The 18,323-nt window shown below is 48.1% G+C and carries 13 protein-coding genes; 12 read left to right on the top strand and 1 reads right to left on the bottom strand.

The genetic code is table 11. The features are described from left to right. Positions 1-73: 73 nt before the first annotated feature. Positions 74-1,105 (bottom strand): LacI family DNA-binding transcriptional regulator, encoded by a 1,032-nt coding sequence (locus ICC18_RS21670; protein ID WP_188176539.1) that lies wholly within the window; start codon positions 1,103-1,105, stop codon positions 74-76. A gap of 274 nt (positions 1,106-1,379) precedes the next feature. Between ICC18_RS21670 and ICC18_RS21675 the strand changes: the two genes are divergently transcribed. From ICC18_RS21675 to ICC18_RS21730, 12 genes are all read left to right on the top strand, one after another. Then, the gene (locus ICC18_RS21675; RefSeq protein ID WP_188176540.1) at positions 1,380-2,813 is read left to right on the top strand and encodes an L-fucose/L-arabinose isomerase family protein; all 1,434 of its coding nucleotides are present in this window, start codon (positions 1,380-1,382) and stop codon (positions 2,811-2,813) included. A gap of 25 nt (positions 2,814-2,838) precedes the next feature. Then, positions 2,839-3,690, top strand: a complete 852-nt coding sequence (locus ICC18_RS21680) for a transketolase (RefSeq protein WP_223192749.1) — start codon at positions 2,839-2,841, stop codon at positions 3,688-3,690. Further along, a complete protein-coding gene (locus ICC18_RS21685; protein WP_188176654.1) occupies positions 3,690-4,640 on the top strand; it encodes a transketolase family protein in 951 nt (316 codons plus the stop codon). The genes ICC18_RS21680 and ICC18_RS21685 overlap by 1 nt, the downstream gene beginning before the upstream one ends. Next, complete coding sequence (glpK, locus tag ICC18_RS21690) at positions 4,637-6,160, top strand: glycerol kinase GlpK (protein WP_188176541.1); 1,524 nt, start codon at positions 4,637-4,639, stop codon at positions 6,158-6,160. Before ICC18_RS21685 ends, glpK begins: the two co-directional genes overlap by 4 nt. After that, positions 6,150-7,886 (top strand): DUF5605 domain-containing protein, encoded by a 1,737-nt coding sequence (locus ICC18_RS21695; RefSeq protein ID WP_188176542.1) that lies wholly within the window; start codon positions 6,150-6,152, stop codon positions 7,884-7,886. The genes glpK and ICC18_RS21695 overlap by 11 nt, the downstream gene beginning before the upstream one ends. Positions 7,887-8,009: 123 nt before the next feature. Then, complete coding sequence (locus tag ICC18_RS21700) at positions 8,010-9,761, top strand: sensor histidine kinase (RefSeq protein ID WP_188176543.1); 1,752 nt, start codon at positions 8,010-8,012, stop codon at positions 9,759-9,761. Continuing rightward, the gene (locus ICC18_RS34610; protein WP_188176544.1) at positions 9,758-11,365 is read left to right on the top strand and encodes a response regulator transcription factor; all 1,608 of its coding nucleotides are present in this window, start codon (positions 9,758-9,760) and stop codon (positions 11,363-11,365) included. Before ICC18_RS21700 ends, ICC18_RS34610 begins: the two co-directional genes overlap by 4 nt. 209 nt (positions 11,366-11,574) lie before the next feature. Further along, entirely contained in the window at positions 11,575-12,492 is a 918-nt protein-coding gene (locus ICC18_RS21710; protein WP_223192768.1) for an ABC transporter permease, read from the top strand. 17 nt (positions 12,493-12,509) lie between these two features. Further along, positions 12,510-13,394, top strand: a complete 885-nt coding sequence (locus ICC18_RS21715) for a carbohydrate ABC transporter permease (RefSeq protein ID WP_376745656.1) — start codon at positions 12,510-12,512, stop codon at positions 13,392-13,394. 82 nt (positions 13,395-13,476) lie between these two features. Further along, positions 13,477-14,997, top strand: a complete 1,521-nt coding sequence (locus ICC18_RS21720) for an ABC transporter substrate-binding protein (protein ID WP_188176547.1) — start codon at positions 13,477-13,479, stop codon at positions 14,995-14,997. A 104-nt stretch (positions 14,998-15,101) separates the two neighbouring features. Beyond that, positions 15,102-15,995 (top strand): alpha/beta hydrolase, encoded by an 894-nt coding sequence (locus ICC18_RS21725; protein WP_312029576.1) that lies wholly within the window; start codon positions 15,102-15,104, stop codon positions 15,993-15,995. A 30-nt stretch (positions 15,996-16,025) separates the two neighbouring features. Then, positions 16,026-18,314, top strand: coding sequence for a glycoside hydrolase family 3 C-terminal domain-containing protein (locus ICC18_RS21730; protein WP_188176549.1), 2,289 nt, complete (start codon positions 16,026-16,028; stop codon positions 18,312-18,314). The last annotated feature ends 9 nt before the right edge of the window (positions 18,315-18,323 follow it).

Genomic DNA, 18,323 nt, shown 5'->3' on the forward strand with positions numbered 1-18,323 from the left:
ATTAAGTTTGTCGACAATCGAAGGGGCTGTCCCAAAAGCCATCAAACATGGCTGAGGGACGGCCCCTTTTATCTCATTTTACCCGAGAGGATTGTCTCTCGATAAAATGCGTATCGACCCTGATCTTCGTTCCGGCGCTTTGCTCCAGCTCAATGGATTCAATAAGAAGGTCCACAGCGAGATAAGCCATTCTCTGTTTTTCAACATGGACGGTCGTTAATTCCGGAGAAACAATGACCGCTTCCGTAATATTGTCAAACCCGATGACCGATACGTCGTCCGGAACCCGGTATCCAAGCTCTTGAAGTGTTTTCATGGCGCTTATTGCGATATAATCGCATTCGCAAAATACTGCGGTCGGCAGGCGGTTTCCTTTCTTTAAGAACGCTTCTAGCTGAGCTTTGAGCGAATCCTGGGAGGAGAGAATCGTTGGCGCTACGGAAAATCTGTGAGTGTCCGGGATCTCTCTGCCATGCTCATGTATAGCCGCGGTAAAACCGCGCTTTCTCTCCTCAAAATTATGAATCCGGACATTGGATTCAATATAGCCGATATCGTTATGCCCGATTTTACAGAGATGGTTGCCGGCCTGATAAGCGCCCATAAAATTGTTAATCTCTACAAAATGAATCGGCAGCGTATCGAAGCAGGTGTCCAATACGACAAGCGGTTGAATTTTACCGGCAATATCTGCGATTTGCTCCCGATCTAAGTTCGTTCCTAGTAAGACAACCCCATTGCTTTTCTTCTCCTCTGCAACCATCCGGATATCCCTATCAAAAAACTCCATATCAATCGAGGAAAAAAGCAAGGAATAGCCCTTTGCGCGGCATCTTTCCTCAATGAAGTGAATCAGTTCTCTGAAAAAAGGCTGTTGATAATACTGCTCCAGTACGATTCCCGAATTTGCAATGACTAAAAAGGTAAGGGATTTAGCTGTATGGTCCAAGGTCGGGGATTTTCCTTTAGGGAGGTATCCGCTTTCCTGTGCGATCTGCAGGATACGTTCACGGGTTTCCAGGCTGATTCCTGGCTTTCCGCTGAAAGCGAGGGATACGGCCGATTTTGAAACGCCTGCGATTTTTGCGATATCTTCCATCTTCATTGTTTGGTTCCTCGTTTCGTACTAACTAATTCGTTGAGTAAGTTTAGTTTACACTGAATGACTGAGTTATACAAGGTAGAGATATGAATTTGTTTAGTTAAGTTTAGCTTATTATTGACTAAAAATTTATAAAAAAACAACTAAATAAGTCGTTGACACCCAAAATAACGAGTGTTAGGATGAGATTATAAAACATTTCCAAGAAATAAGTTTATACTGGTTTAGTAAATTTGTTTATGTTTTGTTTAGTGAATTTTTTTAAAGGAGACATGACATGAAGAAGCTTAAATTGGGATACGCCCCTACACGCCGTTTTGTATTTAGCGCTGAAGACGCATTTAAGTATAAGGTTCAAATCCGGGAGAAAATCGAGAGCTTCGGCTTGGACATCGACATCGTAGACTTGGAGGGACTCAATTCTGAGGGACTGCTTTACGATGATCACATCAACGCGGAGGCGATTATTGAGCGGTTCAAGCAGGAAAAGGTGGATGCGGTCTTTTTTCCGCATTGCAACTTTGGCACCGAAGATACCGTAGCCCGGGTCGGAAAAGCGCTTGGAAAGCCTGTACTTTTGTGGGGGCCTCGCGATGAGTCGCCGCTTGAGGACGGTATGCGTCTGCGGGACACTCAATGCGGTCTTTTCGCCACAGGAAAAGTGCTTCGCCGTTTTAATGTGCCGTTCACTTATGTGACGAACAGCCGGGTGGATGATCCGATCTTTGAACGCGGATTTACAAATTTTATTGCCGCTGCCAACGTGGTCAGACAGTTCCGCAACCTGCGTATTTTACAGATCGGACCAAGGCCGGCTTCCTTCTATACAATGATGTGCAACGAGGGAGAGCTACTCGAGCGGTTCGGTATCGAGATTCATCCTATTACGCTGGTGGATATTCAACGGACTTCTAAGCAAATTGAAAAAGGAGATAGCGCAGAGCTCAAGGAAGCCGTTGCTTATATTAAAGAAAAGCTGGATTACAGCGAGGTTACCGAGGATGATGTCAGACGCATTGCAGCACTAAAGGTGGCCATGAAACAATACGCGACGAAAACCGGCAGCACCGCCATTGCCATCCAGTGTTGGTCTTCCCTTCAGGAAGCAATAGGAATTATGCCTTGTCTGGCGAATGCGATTCTTACGGATGAACAGATTCCAGTGACGTGCGAAACCGACATTCATGGCGCGATTACCTCCACCATGGTTCAGGCTGCTTCGATGAACCAAGCTCCAACATTCTTTGCCGACTTGACGGTCCGGCATCCGGAGAATCCCAACGGTGAGCTGCTGTTCCACTGCGGCAATTTCCCAGTGTCTCTCTCCGTAGAGGATAAGCCGAAGCTGCGCAAGCACTTCTTGTTCGATGACCATGCGCCGGGAACTCACGAAGGCGAGATCAAAGGCGGCGGTATGACACTGGTCCGTTTTGACGGCGATCATGGGGAATATCAACTATTTTTAGGGCGTGCTCGCGGTATACAAGGACCTTATACACGCGGCTCCTACGTTTGGGTAGAAGTGAACGACTGGCCATTATGGGAAGAGAAGCTTGTCAAAGGTCCGTACGTTCATCATTCCGTTGGTATCCATGCCAATGTGATCCCGGCTCTTTACGAAGCGTGCCAATATATTCCAGGTCTTGCCCCGGATCCGGTGGATCCGACGGTGCAAGAGATTCAGGCTTGGCTGCGCGGGTCTGACCTGTAACTAAATGCTTACGAAGGAGGTTACTATGGTGAACCATCACGAACTGAGAACAAAAGCCATCCAGATCCGAATGGATCTGCTCAAAATGATTCACGGAGCGAATACGGGACATACCGGCGGCTCCCTCAGCAATACGGACATTATAACGGCCTTATATTATAAAATCATGAACATCGATCCGAAAAATCCGAAATGGGAAGAGCGGGACCGCTTCATCGCGAGCAAGGGCCACTCCGTGGAGTCCTTATGGTGTATTCTCGCAGACAAGGGTTTCTTCCCGAAAGAAGAATTAGCGACTTTCAGCCAGTTCGGAACACGTTTGATCGGCCATCCCAACAATAAGGTGCCGGGGATTGAAATGAATACCGGCGCACTCGGGCATGGGCTTGCGATTTCCGTTGGCATGGCGCTGGCGGCTAAACGAGACGGCAAAAGCTACCGGGTATTTTGTCTTATGGGCGACGGGGAGCAGGCGGAAGGCTCCGTCTGGGAGGCGGCTATGGCCGGCCCTCATTATAAGCTCGATAATCTCGTAGGCATTATTGACCGGAACCGCCTGCAAATCAGCGGCAGCACGGAAGAAGTCATGGGGCTTGAGCCGCTTGAGGAGAAATGGGCGGCGTTTGGCTGGAACGTTATTTCCATTGACGGTAACGACATGGAAGCTCTGGTTGAAGCCTTTGGGTCCGTACCAACTGTACCCGGCAAGCCTACACTGATCATGGCCAATACGGTGAAAGGCAAGGGAATTTCCTTTGCCGAGAATAAGCCTGCTTGGCATCATCACGTGCCGAACGATGCGGAGCTCGAACAAGCTTTGGCCGAGCTCTCCGCATCTCTTGAGCAATTGAAACTGGAAGGGCAGGTGCGCGGATGATGAATACGATTCCTAACCGTCAGGTTATTTGCGAGACCTTATTAAATCTGGCTGAAACCGATCGGGATATCATGGTTCTAGCGAGCGATTCCAGGGGTTCAGCCGCGATGGCGCCTTTCGCCAAGGCTTTTCCCGAACAGTTCGTAGAAGTTGGTATCGCCGAGCAAAATATTGTCGGCATATCGGCAGGGCTTGCCCACAGCGGAAAGAAGCCGTTCGTCACATCGCCGGCTTGTTTCTTAAGTATGCGGAGCATTGAGCAGATTAAAGTGGATGTGGCCTATTCCGGAACCAACGTGAAGCTTGTAGGCATTAGCGGAGGAGTGAGCTACGGCGCTCTCGGCATGTCCCACCACTCCGTTCAGGATATAGCGGTTGCCCGGGCAATTCCCGGACTTGCGGTAATTTTGCCTGCGGATCGTCACGAGACCAAGAGAATGACCGAGGCTTTGGTTGAGCACCATGGCGGCGTTTACGTACGGATCGGCAGGAACGCAGTGGAGGATGTTTACGAATCCGATGACTATGAATTCGTCATTGGAAAAGCGGTAACGATGCATGAAGGAACGGATCTGACGATCATTGCTGCAGGTGAAACCGTTCGGGTAGCCCTTAATACAGAGAAAGCGCTCAAAGAGGCGGGGGTATCCTGTCGCGTCATCAATATGCATACGATCAAGCCGCTTGACGAAGAAGCGGTAATCCGGGCTGCCCGGGAAACAGGGCATATTATTACGGTTGAAGAGCATAGCATTTTCGGCGGCCTAGGTGCCGCAGTCGCTGAAGTGGTCGTTCAACATCAACCGGTGCCGATGCGCATTCTCGGCATTCCGGACGAACCTGCGATCGCCGGTAAAACAGCGGAGGTTTTCAACCATTACGGCCTTACCCCCGACAATCTAAAGCGCGTTGCGCTTGAAATGATCGGCAAGCAGGTGGCCGAAGCATGACTGGAACTTTCATTCTGGCCATAGACCAGAGTACATCACGTACGAAGGCTTTAATCGTAGACCGTTCCGGCAGGATCATTGCCCGGAGCGAGGGTGGGCATAAGCAGAGCTATCCGCAGCCCGGCTGGGTAGAACATGATCCAATTGAGATCTATAATAATGTCAAGATAACAGCCCGCCAGGCCTTTCAATCGGCCGGCATTGAAGCCGGTCAGCTGGTGGCTTTAACGATCACCAATCAGCGGGAAACGGCCGTAGTATGGGACCGGACAACGGGTCTACCCGTCTATCCGGCTATCGTCTGGCAGTGTCAGCGGACAGCGGACCGGTGCGCCGCGCTGAAAGCTGCCGGTATGGAAGAAACCGTTCGCGCCAAGACCGGCCTTCTGCTTGACCCCTACTTCTCTGCAACCAAGTGGGAATGGATATTGGAGCATGCAGAAGACGCGAAAATGAAGCTGGTACAAGGAAAGCTGCTGGCCGGTACGATGGACAGCTGGCTTCTATGGAAGCTGACCGGGGGCAGCGTTCATGCCACCGACTATACAAATGCAAGCCGGACATCTCTATTCAATATACATACCTTAGAATGGGATGATGAGTTGTGTCATAGGTTTAGGGTTCCGGCTGCCTTGCTTCCGGAGGTCAAATCGTCGGACGAGATTTTCGGCTATACACAGGATCCTGAGCTATTCCCGGAGAAAATTCCGATTTCCGGAATCATAGGCGACTCGCAAGCCGCTTTATTCGGCAATCAATGCTTTGATTCCGGTATGGCCAAAGCGACGTACGGGACCGGCACTTCTGTGCTTATGAACGTCGGCGAGAAGCACATTCAACCTGGAAACGGGCTGGTCACGGCCATTGCATGGGGGATGGGCGGTAAAATTACTTATGCGCTCGAAGCGATTATCCGCACTTCGGGCGATACGATCAAATGGGTACGTGACCAATTGGGCCTCTTTAGCAGCTTTGAGGAGATGGAGGAATTGCTGGCTCGTACTCCGAATAACGAAGGTGTATATTTGGTTCCGGCATTCGTCGGATTGGGCGCTCCCTACTGGGATCCTTATGCCCGTGCGGCGATTACGGGAATGAGCCGGGGAACCGGCAGGGCGCATATTATCCGGGCTGCACTCGAAAGCATTGCCTACCAAGTGAAAGATGCGGTCGTGCTGATGCAAGCGGAATCCGGCATTGAGCTGAAGGAGCTGCGCACGGACGGGGGCGCTTCCGATAACACGATGCTCATGCAGTTCCAGGCAGATATGCTGGAGCGGAGCGTCGTCAAATCGGAGGTCGCCGAGCTATCGGCCATGGGTTCGGTTTATTTGGGAGGGCTAGCGGTCGGTTTCTGGTTATCCCTGGAAGAAATCAAGGATCGCAGCCAAGCTTATATCACCTATGAGTCAAAGATGCAGGCTGAAGTGCGCGAACAGCATCTTGCCGGATGGCATCGCGCGGTAGCATCGGTATTAGGTGCGGATAATAGAGATGGAGGCGTAGAAAATGCCGTTTAATGAACAGTCGAAAATAGGTGAAATATGGGCGAATCCTACGGGTCGAGCTGTACTGTTGAAGTACCTTCCGCATCTTGCGGACTCCCCTTATCTTTCGTTCATCAAAAAGTATACACTGCCTTCGTTTTCCGTAGCCAATCAAGCATGGATGATCGCGCCGGAATTGTTGGAGACCATTCTTTCGGAGTTAGCTCCGATACCTATAGAAGAAGTGGATGAAGAGATTACTCCCGCCGCCGACTATGAGGGAGAATCTGTAGCTTTAGGGTCGGCGACTGTTAAAGCATCGGATCAAGCCGAAAAATGGGGTATCTTTGAGCTGACACTCCAAGGGCCAAAGCACGGAAATCCGTTCGTGGATGTAAGCTTGGAGGCCGAATTCAGCAATGAAGGCCGGGTTGTGCGCACGCAGGGATTTTATGAAGGGGATGGTATTTACCGGATCCGCTTCATGCCGGATGCGGAAGGTAGTTGGACGTACAGAACCTACAGCAACGCGCGCTCGCTAAATGAGCTCACCGGGCAGTTTATATGCACACCGGCAATTGAGGGAAATCATGGACCGGTACGGGTCAAGCATACCTTCCATTTCGCTTACGAGGATGGGACGCCTTATATTCCAGTCGGGACCACCTGTTACGTCTGGACCCATCAAGGCGAAGAGCTGGAGGAAGAAACGCTGGCTACGCTAAAATCGGCCCCTTTCAATAAGATGCGCATGTGCGTCTTTCCAAAATCCTATCAATTCAACGCGAATGAGCCGGTCTACTATCCTTACGAGGGTTCAGTCGAGGAAGGCTGGGATTATACACGCTTCAATCCAATGTTCTTTCAGCATTTGGAACGGCGGATCGCCGACCTTGGGGAGTTAGGCATCGAGGCGGATCTGATTTTATTCCATGCCTACGACCGCTGGGGCTTCTCTGAAATGCCGAAGTCGGCAGATGACCGCTACCTGCGTTATTTGACGGCCCGTCTCTCCGCATATCGCAATGTCTGGTGGTCGCTCGCCAATGAGTATGATCTGATGTGGGCCAAAGAGGAAGAGGATTGGGAACGCTTCGCGAAGATCGTAACGGAGAATGACCCCAACCGTCATTTGATCTCTATCCACAACTGCTTCGGCTTCTACGATTACAGCCGGCCTTGGGTAACGCACTGCAGCATTCAACGAATCGACGTTTACCGGACTGCGGAAAACACGAACGAATGGCGGGAGAAATGGCAGAAGCCTATCGTGATTGACGAATGCGCGTATGAAGGCAACATTGATCAAGGCTGGGGCAACATTTCCGGTCAGGAAATGGTACGCCGCTTCTGGGAAGGCGCCATCCGAGGCGGTTATGTCGGCCACGGCGAAACCTACCTGCATCCGGAGAACATCCTATGGTGGTCCAAAGGGGGCAAGCTGTACGGAAGCAGCCCTGAGCGGATCGGCTTCCTGCATAAAATCATTCAAGAGGGTCCAACGGAAGGCTTGAATCCGTTAAAGTCCGAATGGGATGTCCCGTCAGCGGGCGTTCAAGATGAATACTATTTATACTATTATGGCTTTAACCAACCGAGCTTTAGAACATACACCATGAAGCCGGGCATCCGCTACAAAGTGGATGTTATCGACACGTGGAACATGTCTGTCCGTGAGCAGGAAGGAACTTATGAGGGAACCTTCCGGATTGAACTGCCCGGAACACCGTATATGGCTGTCCGAATGAGGAAGGTTTAAAGCGAAAAGACCACCCCTGCACTTCATGCTGGGAATGGTCTTTTCTTGCTGCAGGGTGATTTTGCTCCTGCCTCGTTGTACAATAAGGAGACTTATCACCTAAGAACTAAGGAGAGCGTCTTCATGCGACCAATGAAATTATGGCTGAATTCCTTGCGGGTCAAGCTTTTCTCGGGATTGTTGTTTACGATCGTTCCGCTGATCATCGTCCTGCTTGTGATCAACTATTACTCAACCCAAGTCGTTCGAAACCAGGTGGCCCAATCCAATAAAAACATGCTCAGCCTGTATATGGGGCAGATCGACCGCAATTTGCAGGAAGTGGACAATTTTTTGATCAATTTATCGCAGACGAACTTGGATTTGCTGCATTTGGATACGGACCGGGACGCTAACGAAAATAATTATATGAAAGCTAAACTTCGGCTATTTCAAACGCTAAACGACAATGTCGGTTATTACAAGGGAGTCGACTTGTTTTTTATTTATTCCGGGATGAACAAGGATTTGTTAATGACGCAAAATTTCGGCAGCGGTTTGGCGGAACGTGATCAGGTGGCCAAAGAGATCGTAAGGATGCTGCAGGACAGCACAGTGGCTCCAAATGTTTATCGATGGTTTACTTGGCAGTCTGGAGGAAATCATTATGTATATCATGTCATTAAAACCGGCAATGTATATGTCGGGGCATGGGTGGATGCAAAGAAGCTTATCATCCCTCTTCAATTCATAAATCTGGGATCAAACGGCGCGGCACTTTTAGCTTCTGATCGTCTGGAACCGATGAGTCACGGGGATTTGATCGCCCAAAAAGGCATTCAATTGGACTTTAACGCAGATTCTTATACGCTCTCAGGTAAGAAAAAAGATTATATGGTCATGGGAGAACCGTCAAATAAAGGCAACTTTTATTTGTTCGCCTTAATCCCCGAGAAAACCGCTTTGGAGAACCTGCCTTACCTACAACGAATTTCATCCATGATTTCGATAGGGGCTATCGTATTCTTGCTGCTATTCATTATTTATATGAGAAAAGTTTTCCTGCTGCCGATCAATCGGATCATCCAGGCCATGCGGAAATTGGGCGAAGGCCGTTGGAACTCCCGAATTGGGCAGTACCCGACCTCTACCGAGTTTGGGATCATGAACGATACCTTTAACCGTATGATTACTGAAATTCAAGATCTGAAAATAAACGTTTATGAAGAAAAATTAATGCATCAGCATGCGGAGCTCAAGCATTTGCAGCTGCAGATCAATCCTCACTTTTTTTTGAATTCGCTAAATATCATCTACAATCTGGCAACGGTAAAAGATTTCAAGCTAATACAAGAGATGACCAAATGTCTTGTTACCTATTTCCGGTTTATGTTCCGGAGCAATTCCTATTTAGTGACCCTAAAGGATGAGCTGCTTCATACTAAAAACTATTTACGAATTCAAGAGCTGCGTTTCCCGGGAATTTTAACCTATCGGATCGACGCGCCGGAAGCTGTTCAATCGCTGCAGATTCCTCCGCTGGTCATACAGACGATGGTAGAGAATTCGATTAAACATGCGGTCAATATGGATGAACCGATTCAAATTGATGTATGCGTAAATCTGGAGGAAGACGAGCAGAAACAATGGGTAACGATCCGCATCGAGGATACGGGAGCGGGATTCCCGGATCACATCCTGGAATTGCTGCAGGGAAACATGGATGTGCCTAACGAAGATGGGGAGCATATCGGAATCTGGAATGTCAAAAGAAGGCTGCATTTGCTATATTCAGATAAAGCCGCTATCGGGTTCTATCATACAGAAGGCAAAGGAGCGGGCGTATGGATCCGCATTCCTGCAGCATCTCATGATGGGAGGGGAGAAAAATCGTGAATATTTTAATTGTGGATGACGAAGTACATGCCGTGAGAGGATTACAGGTCGGCGTCGACTGGGAAAAGCTCCATATTGATTCGGTTCAAACTGCCCATAGTATGAAGCAGGCACAAGAGGTTTATGCTTCCTCCAAGGTCGATCTGATGATTTGTGATATTGAAATGCCGCAGGGCACCGGGATGGATTTACTGGGGTGGGTCAGAGAGCATTATCCGAGAACGGAGACGATATTTTTAACGTGTCACTCGGATTTCTCCTATGCCAAACGTGCGATCCAATTGGGCAGCTTTGAGTACTTGCTGAAGCCTGTGGATTATGGGGAGCTTGAAGACGTGATTCGGAAGGTGCTGGCCAAAATCAATAAAGATCAACAGCTTTTATCTTTCGAAGAAACCTATAAGCACTATTACCGGCTGTGGGAATCCCATCAGCCCGTGATGAAAGAACGCTTCTGGGAGGATCTGATCCGGCAATCGATTCCCTCCACACCGGAAAAAATAAGGGAGCACTTATTGAAATATGATCTAATGCCATTGGAATCCAAGCGGTTTATCGTCATATTGATTCGCGTCAGGCGTTGGTATAAGAGTCTGAGTCAACGGGATGAACGGATCATGGAATACGCATTAAGGAATGCTGCGGAGGAAAAAATCACACAAATCTGCGAGCATGCAGCGATTCTTTCACCGGAGAGCGGAAGCTTGCTAATCATGATGCCTAGCAAATCCGAACGGCAAATCCGTGAGCTTCGGGAGATGTGCGAGGAATATATTCAATCCTGCAACCAGTACTTCTACTGTGATCTTTGCTGTTACGTCGGAGAACCGGCTTCACTTCACGAAGTAGTTCCTATGATGAATAGATTGAACGGATTAGACCGGGACAATGTTTCAAGGGTCAATGAAACCATTTTGCTTCGCGAGGCAAAAAAAGCGGAATTCGTAATCACGCTTCCATCCATGACGGTATGGGCGGAGTGGATGAAGCAAGGGGCAAAAGAAAAGCTGCTGAATGAGGTTAAGTTATTATTTCAATCGTTAAGGGAGGCAAGAGAAGGAGTCGACGCCCCGCTCTTGCACAGCTTTTATCAGTCTTTTCTCCAAATGCTCTTCTTTGTACTTCAAATGAAGGGACTCGAGGCGAATAAAGTGTTTGCAGCGAATTTGCTCACGGAAAAGCCGGAGTCGGTGTTAAGATCGATAACCGCCTTGGAGGATTGGGTCCAATACGTCATCGAGGTGGCCATGAACCAGATTCATTCGACCGAAGGAAGCATGTCCGTAGTCGATAAAGTAAAGCAGTATGTGGCGGCTCATATTTCCGAATCGGATTTATCCAGGGAAGATATTGCAGGCTACGTATTTTTAAACCCTGATTATTTGACGCGCGTATTTAAAAAGGAAACAGGCATATCGATTTCCGACTATTTACAGCAGCAGCGGATCCAATACGCCAAGGAATTGCTTGCGGGTTCGGATTTACCCGTTATCGAAGTAGCTTTATCAGCAGGTTATTCGAATCTTTCTTACTTCTCAACCATTTTCAAGAAAGCAGAATGTATGACCCCCAATGAATACAGAAAGCAGTGCGGGAAATATTAAAATGACTTCACCCCTATGCAACAGGGCGTGGAGTCTTTTTTCATATAAAAAGTCGGAAAACCTAAACTATCAAGTCGTATTAGTAGGGAGAGCCTTTAACCGTCCTCATCTATAATAAAGCTATAGTAAGAAAAGGAGAGGACAACGGCATGAACACAAAAACGGAAGTGATCTACGAACGAACATCAGTCGTTAAGCAGCCAAGCGCAATGCTCAAAGCCTGGAAAATATTCAAGCGGTACCGAGCACTATTTCTAATGGTCTTGCCTGGAATGATATATTTGATCATTAACAATTATCTCCCCATGTTCGGGGTTATCATTGCATTCAAGAACATTAACTACCGCAAAGGGATATTTGGAAGCGACTGGGCGGGTTTTAAAAACTTTGAATATTTGTTTAAAACGGCCGATGCCTGGGTCATTACCCGAAATACGATTTTGTACAACGGATTTTTCATTGTAATAAATTTGGCTTTAGCCGTTGCCGTAGCGATTTTGCTGAATGAAGTGAAAAACCGCTTCATGTCCCGTTTTTACCAAAGCGTAATTTTGCTTCCTTATCTGATTTCGATGGTTATTGTCGGATATTTGGCACTTGCCATGTTGAATGTGGAGAACGGTTTCATTAATCATCATATTTTACCGCTGTTAGGGATCGAGCCAATTTCGTGGTATTCGGAACCGGAATATTGGCCGTTTATCCTGACGATCGTGAATATTTGGAAAAACGTCGGATACTTGTGTATCATCTTCCTGGCAGCTATCGTCGGAATCGATCATGAATATTATGAGGCTGCTACATTGGACGGTGCGAGCAAATGGCAGCAAATCAGGACGATAACACTTCCGCTGCTTTCGCCGACAATTGTTATTATGGCTCTATTAAGTATCGGACGTATCTTCTACTCTGATTTCGGCTTATTCTATCAAGTTCCGTTAAATTCAGGTCCGCTTCAGCCGACTACAGATGTTATCGATACCTATGTTTACCGCGGGTTAATGACCTTGGGCGACATCGGAATGTCTTCAGCAGCAGGGTTTTACCAGTCTGTCGTAGGATTCGTGCTTGTGCTTGTGTCCAACTTTATCATTCGCCGCAAAAGCCCGGATCAAGCTTTATTCTAAAAGGAAAGGAGCATGTTTTGATGAAATCGAACCACATGAACCAATATGCAGTCAACCTGCTCTTTATTGTCTTGGCCTGTGTGAGCATTTTCCCTTTTGCTCTGCTCATCATGGCTTCATTTACTGACCAGAAGGCCATTATCAACGAAGGCTATTCGCTATTTCCGAGTGCGTTAAGCCTGGATGCTTACAGATTTATGATGAATAGCGCCTCTTCTTTGTTCCGGGCCTACGGGATTACCGTATTTATCACCCTCTTCGGAACGGCGGTGGGCCTCGCGATCTCAACCATGCTTGCGTACCCCTTATCCCGGAGTGATATGCCGCTTCGTAAAGTCATGTCGTTTCTCGTATTCTTCACCTTGCTCTTTAATGGCGGGCTTGTATCGACTTATCTGATTTATACGGAATTTTTCCACATCAAAAACACGATCTGGGCGCTTATCATTCCTGGGTTGCTCACAAACGGTTTTTACATTTTGCTGATCCGGACGTTCTTCAGCACCTCGATTCCGCCGGCGATTATTGAATCGGCTTACATTGATGGCGCTTCCGAATTTAAAATCTTTATCCGTATTGTACTCCCGTTATCTCTGCCGATTCTGGCAACGATAGGACTTATGCTGGGCATATCGTATTGGAACGACTGGTTTAACGGGTTGATTTTTGTAACCGACAGCAAGCTCTTCAGTATTCAAAATATGCTGAACCGAATGCTGACCGACCTTCAGTTTATCCAGAGAAGCAATATGACAAATACATCGCAAGCTACGGCTAACATCCCGGCGGAATCGGTGCGCATGGCGATTGCCGTCATCGGAATCATTCCGATCTTCTGCGCTTATCCGTTCTTCCAGAAGTTTTTCGTAAAAGGTCTTACGATTGGCGCTGTAAAAGGATAAGACTCGAGGCTATACTTGAATCTACGGATTCGATTAGCATAGATCAGACTTTATACTTTGCTTAATTAGGGGGATTACAACCATGGAAAAGAAATGGAAAAAAGCTAGTGGATTAATAAGCGTTCTTCTTGTATCGAGTACCCTGTTGGCTGCTTGCGGAAGCAGCGGCAGCGATGAAGGAAACAAAGCGGCGACTGACAGCGCAAAACCGGCTAATTCCAAGCCTTATGAGATCACAATGGCGTATTTGCAGCTGAACGATATGCCGGATACGAACCTGGTAGCAGAGGAAATCAGTAAAATCACCAAAGAGAAAATCAATGCTACCGTTAAACTGATACCTATCGGTATCTCAGCTTGGCAACAGCAAACGAATCTGATGCTGGCCGGAAACGAAAAGCTCGATTTAATGGTTTCCTCCTCTCTGATCGGTAACTTCGGAAGCCAGGTTGCCAAAGGCCAATTGGAGCCCCTTGATGATCTGTTGAAGAATTATGGAAAAAGCCTTGTCGACGTAGTTGGAATGGACTTGATAAACGGCTCCAAAATCGACGGTAAAGTATATGGCGTTCCAAGTTTAAGAGATATCGGGTCTGACAACGGTTTGATCATGCGGAAGGATCTGGTTGACAAATACAAGATTGATTTGAGCAAAATCAAAACCTGGGCCGATCTGGAGCCGGTATTCCAGACGATCAAAGATAACGAGCCAGGTATGGCGCCATTGGTTCAACAGGCCAATAGCTTAATGCCGGGTACTAATATGTACAATTCTATCGTGGATACTTTAGGCGACAATCTGGGTGTCATCGCTGATCCGGGTAACAGCACGAAAATCGTGAATCTCTTTGAAACGAAAGAATTTACAGATGCTGTCGCAATGGCTCGTAAATGGTATCAAGCCGGTTATATTATGAAGGATATCGCAACTTCGCAAGAAGGCGGGAAAGACCTGGTTAAAGCAGGCAAGGCATTCTCTTACACTTCCAACATGAAACCGGGCTTTGAGGCGCAGGAAACAAATTTGACAGGCAAGGAAATGGTTGCGGTACGTTTGACGAAGCCCCTGCAAACATCCGTTTCGATCACAAGCTTTATGATGTCTATTACTAAAAACAGCCAAGATCCTGAAAGAGCGATGCAATTCATGAACCTGATGTACACCGATAAGGATATTGCCAACCTGATCTCACTTGGTATTGAAGGCAAGCATTATGTGAAAAAAGCGGATAACATCATTAAGCTTCCGGATGGCGTCAAACAAAGCGGCTACCAATTTAACCAGTGGGAAGTCGGCAATAACTTCTTGACTTATGTTTGGGAAGGCACAGATTCGAAAATCTGGGAACTGATGAAAAAGCATAATGACGCTGCGGTTAAATCGAAAGCAGTCGGCTTTACATTCAACGTAGATCCGGTAAAAACAGAGCTTGCTGCCGCTACTAACGTCATGAATCAATATAAAGTAGGTCTTGAAAGCGGAACCTTGGATCCGGCTCTGATCGGAGAATTCAATACGAAGCTGAAGGCTGCCGGCCTCGACAAGATCATCGCTGAAAAGCAAAAGCAGATTGATGCATGGGCTAAAACTGCAGGTAAATAAGGAACAAGGTTACGGAACCGTACTCTACAAAAGGTGGGGTACGGTTTTTCATAAGAGCTTTAGCTATGTGCTCATTTTTTGATAAGGGGTGTAGGAGAAAGCAAGTGAAGAACATCCAACTGTGGGATGGCAATAATGAAGTCCGCCTGACGGCTTATTTACTTGATAATTCTCAGGAATTCAATACGAATCGGAACCGGCCGGCAGTCATTGTATGTCCGGGAGGCGCGTATCTGTGGACCTCGGACAGAGAAGCGGAGCCTGTCGCCTTACGTTTTGCCGCGCAAGGCTATCATGTCTTCGTGCTGCGTTATACAACGCATTATACAAGTAGGCCGGATTTTCAGAATATGCTACCAGGCAATCCAAATTCGAAGCATCCGCAGCCTTTGTTTGATTTGGCGAAAGCGATACTAACGGTGAGGCAGCAGGCAGCCGAGTGGTTCATTGATACAGACAAGATTGCCGTTTGCGGATTTTCCGCGGGCGGTCATTTGGCAGCAAGTTTGGGCGCCCATTGGCAGGATGAATTTGTAACGGCAATGCTGCAAGCCGATAAAAACCTTTTAAAGCCTAGCGCACTTATTTTGGGTTATCCACTTATTGACTATATTCTGTTGAAAGAAGAAGCGGATGCGGATCAGAGCGAGGCGGCAAGAGGGATAAAGGCCCATGTTAATATAGCGGCATTCGGAACGGCCGACCCCGAACCGGAAGAATTGATAAAACGCAGCCCGGTCAATTATGTGACTTCGAATATGCCCCCGACGTATATTTGGCACACCGCGGATGATGCCTTAGTTTATGCTGCCAACGCATTGCGATTAGCTGCCGCACTGGCGAAGCATAAAGTACCTTATGAGCTTCACGTGTTTGAGAGCGGGGTGCACGGTTTGTCGTTAAGCAATGAAACGACCGCCGCTGAGCCTGCACATGTGAATCCACATTGTGAGATATGGGTCGAATTAGCGATGAAATGGTTAAGCAAACGGTTTTAAAACTAACCTTAGACTTTGGAGGAGTAATCTATGAATGCAAAGATTCAAGATTTAATTTCTCAATTGACGCTGGAGGAAAAGGCCGGGTTGTGCTCGGGATTGGATTTTTGGCATACGAAAGGTGTAGAGCGCCTCGGGATCTTATCGCTAATGGTGACAGATGGTCCGCATGGGTTGAGAAAACAAAAGCAGGACGCCGATCATCTTGGCCTGCATAACAGCGTGCCTGCTACATGTTTCCCATCGGCGGCAGGAATGGCCTCTTCGTGGAACCGGGAATTGATCGGCAAGGTGGGCGAGGCACTGGGGAAGGAATGCCAATCGGAAAACGTATCCGTTCTGCTCGGTCCTGGAGCCAATATTAAGCGTTCGCCTTTGTGCGGCAGAAATTTCGAATACTTTTCCGAGGATCCGTACCTTTCATCCGAAATGGCGGCGAATCATATTAAAGGCGTACAAAGTCAGGGTGTAGGCACCTCGCTTAAGCACTTTGCCGCCAATAACCAGGAGCATCGGAGAATGTCCGTTGATGCCGTTATCGACGAGCGGACGCTTAGAGAAATTTATTTGGCCAGCTTTGAGGGCGCGGTTAAACAGTCGCAGCCGTGGAGTGTGATGTGCTCTTACAACAAAGTCAACGGTGAGTATGCGTCGGAAAACGAGTTTTTGCTGACAAAGGTTTTACGGGATGAGTGGGGCTTCGAGGGCTTCGTCGTTTCAGACTGGGGTGCGGTGAACGAGCGCGTTAAGGCTCTACAGGCCGGACTGGAGCTGGAAATGCCGTCAAGCGCCGGAGTCGGCGATGCAAAAATTGTAGCGGCCGTAAGAAGCGGGGAGCTTTCGGAAGAAACGTTGAACCTTGCGGTTGAACGAATGCTGTCCTTCATCTTTAAAGCAGCGGATAACAGCAAGCCTGACGCTAGTTTCGATGCGACCGCTCACCACAGTTTGGCACGGGAAGCTGCGCATGAAAGCATGGTGCTTCTTAAGAATGAAGGGAATATTCTGCCGCTTCGCAAACAAGGCAAAATTGCCGTCATCGGTGAATTTGCCAAAAACCCGCGTTACCAGGGCGGCGGCAGCTCCCATGTGAATCCGACCAAGCTGGATGATGCGTTTGAAGATATGAAGGCTATCGCAGGCGGCGCCGCACAAATCGTCTATTCCCAAGGCTACAAGCTGGATAGCGACGAAATCGATGAAGCTCTGGTTCTGGAGGCGAGGGAAACAGCGGCAAATGCGGATGTGGCGGTTCTCTTTATCGGTCTGCCGGATCGTTACGAATCGGAAGGATATGATCGCACTCATTTGTCCATCCCGGACAACCACCGTGCGCTGATCGAAGCCGTCGCTGAAGTTCAAAGCAACCTTGTCGTTGTTTTGAGCAACGGGTCCCCGGTTGTCATGCCTTGGATCGGCAAAGCGAAAGCAGTGCTGGAAGGTTACCTGGGGGGACAGGCTTTCGGCGGCGCGGTAGCAGACCTGCTCTTTGGCCTAGCGAACCCGAGCGGCAAGCTTGCGGAGACGTTCCCGGTAAAACTGAGCGACACTCCGTCATTTTTGAATTTCCCAGGCGAGGGAGACAAGGCGGAGTATAAGGAAGGCCTGTTTGTCGGTTACCGTTATTATGATACGAAAGAGATGGAGCCTCTCTTCCCTTTCGGGTTCGGTCTCAGCTATACCCAATTCGAATACAGCGACATCCGGGCAGATCGATCAGCGATTAAGGATCATGAGACCGTTACCGTTCAGGTGACTGTGAAAAATACAGGGGAACGTGCCGGAAAAGAAATCGTTCAGCTCTATGTAAAAGACGTACAAAGCAGCGTTATCCGACCGCAAAAAGAACTGAAAGGCTTCCAAAAAGTCGAGCTGCAGCCTGGTGAACAAAAGACAGTTACCTTCGTTTTGGATAAGCGTGCGTTCGCTTACTACAATGTTCAGATCGGAGATTGGCACGTGGAAAGCGGCGCATTTGACCTCTTAGTCGGAAAATCTTCACGGGATATCATACTTCACACGACGATTGAGGTCGAATCTTCTGTCTCCCTTCCCGTTTCGTATCATCGCAACACAACGATCGGCGACCTGATGGAAAATCCGTTAACGGCCGATACGGCGAAAGCATATATAGGAAGATTCGGATTTGACGCTCTATTGGAGGATAACCCGGACATGCTGCTTGCGATGATGAGATATATGCCGCTGCGCGCTATGGTTGGCTTTGGACAAGGGAATTACACCGAGGACATGCTTGCGGACGATATCAGGAAGTTGAACGCCATCTCGGAAGGTAAAGTAAACGTCACTACGCGATAAAAGGGGAGA

This window comes from Paenibacillus sedimenti, from assembly GCF_014534655.1.
GTDB classification, from domain to species: domain Bacteria; phylum Bacillota; class Bacilli; order Paenibacillales; family NBRC-103111; genus Paenibacillus_E; species Paenibacillus_E sedimenti.

What these genes read in the sequence shown, in the direction of transcription:
- ICC18_RS21680 (WP_223192749.1), top strand. Translation starts at nt 2,839, where the DNA reads ATGGTGAACCATCACGAACTGAGAACAAAAGCCATCCAGATCCGAATG.
- ICC18_RS21720 (WP_188176547.1), top strand. Translation starts at nt 13,477, where the DNA reads ATGGAAAAGAAATGGAAAAAAGCTAGTGGATTAATAAGCGTTCTTCTT.
- ICC18_RS21685 (WP_188176654.1), top strand. Translation starts at nt 3,690, where the DNA reads ATGAATACGATTCCTAACCGTCAGGTTATTTGCGAGACCTTATTAAAT.
- ICC18_RS21695 (WP_188176542.1), top strand. Translation starts at nt 6,150, where the DNA reads ATGCCGTTTAATGAACAGTCGAAAATAGGTGAAATATGGGCGAATCCT.
- ICC18_RS21700 (WP_188176543.1), top strand. Translation starts at nt 8,010, where the DNA reads ATGCGACCAATGAAATTATGGCTGAATTCCTTGCGGGTCAAGCTTTTC.
- ICC18_RS21710 (WP_223192768.1), top strand. Translation starts at nt 11,575, where the DNA reads ATGCTCAAAGCCTGGAAAATATTCAAGCGGTACCGAGCACTATTTCTA.
- ICC18_RS21670 (WP_188176539.1), bottom strand. Translation starts at nt 1,105, where the DNA reads ATGAAGATGGAAGATATCGCAAAAATCGCAGGCGTTTCAAAATCGGCC.
- glpK (WP_188176541.1), top strand. Translation starts at nt 4,637, where the DNA reads ATGACTGGAACTTTCATTCTGGCCATAGACCAGAGTACATCACGTACG.
- ICC18_RS21730 (WP_188176549.1), top strand. Translation starts at nt 16,026, where the DNA reads ATGAATGCAAAGATTCAAGATTTAATTTCTCAATTGACGCTGGAGGAA.
- ICC18_RS21675 (WP_188176540.1), top strand. Translation starts at nt 1,380, where the DNA reads ATGAAGAAGCTTAAATTGGGATACGCCCCTACACGCCGTTTTGTATTT.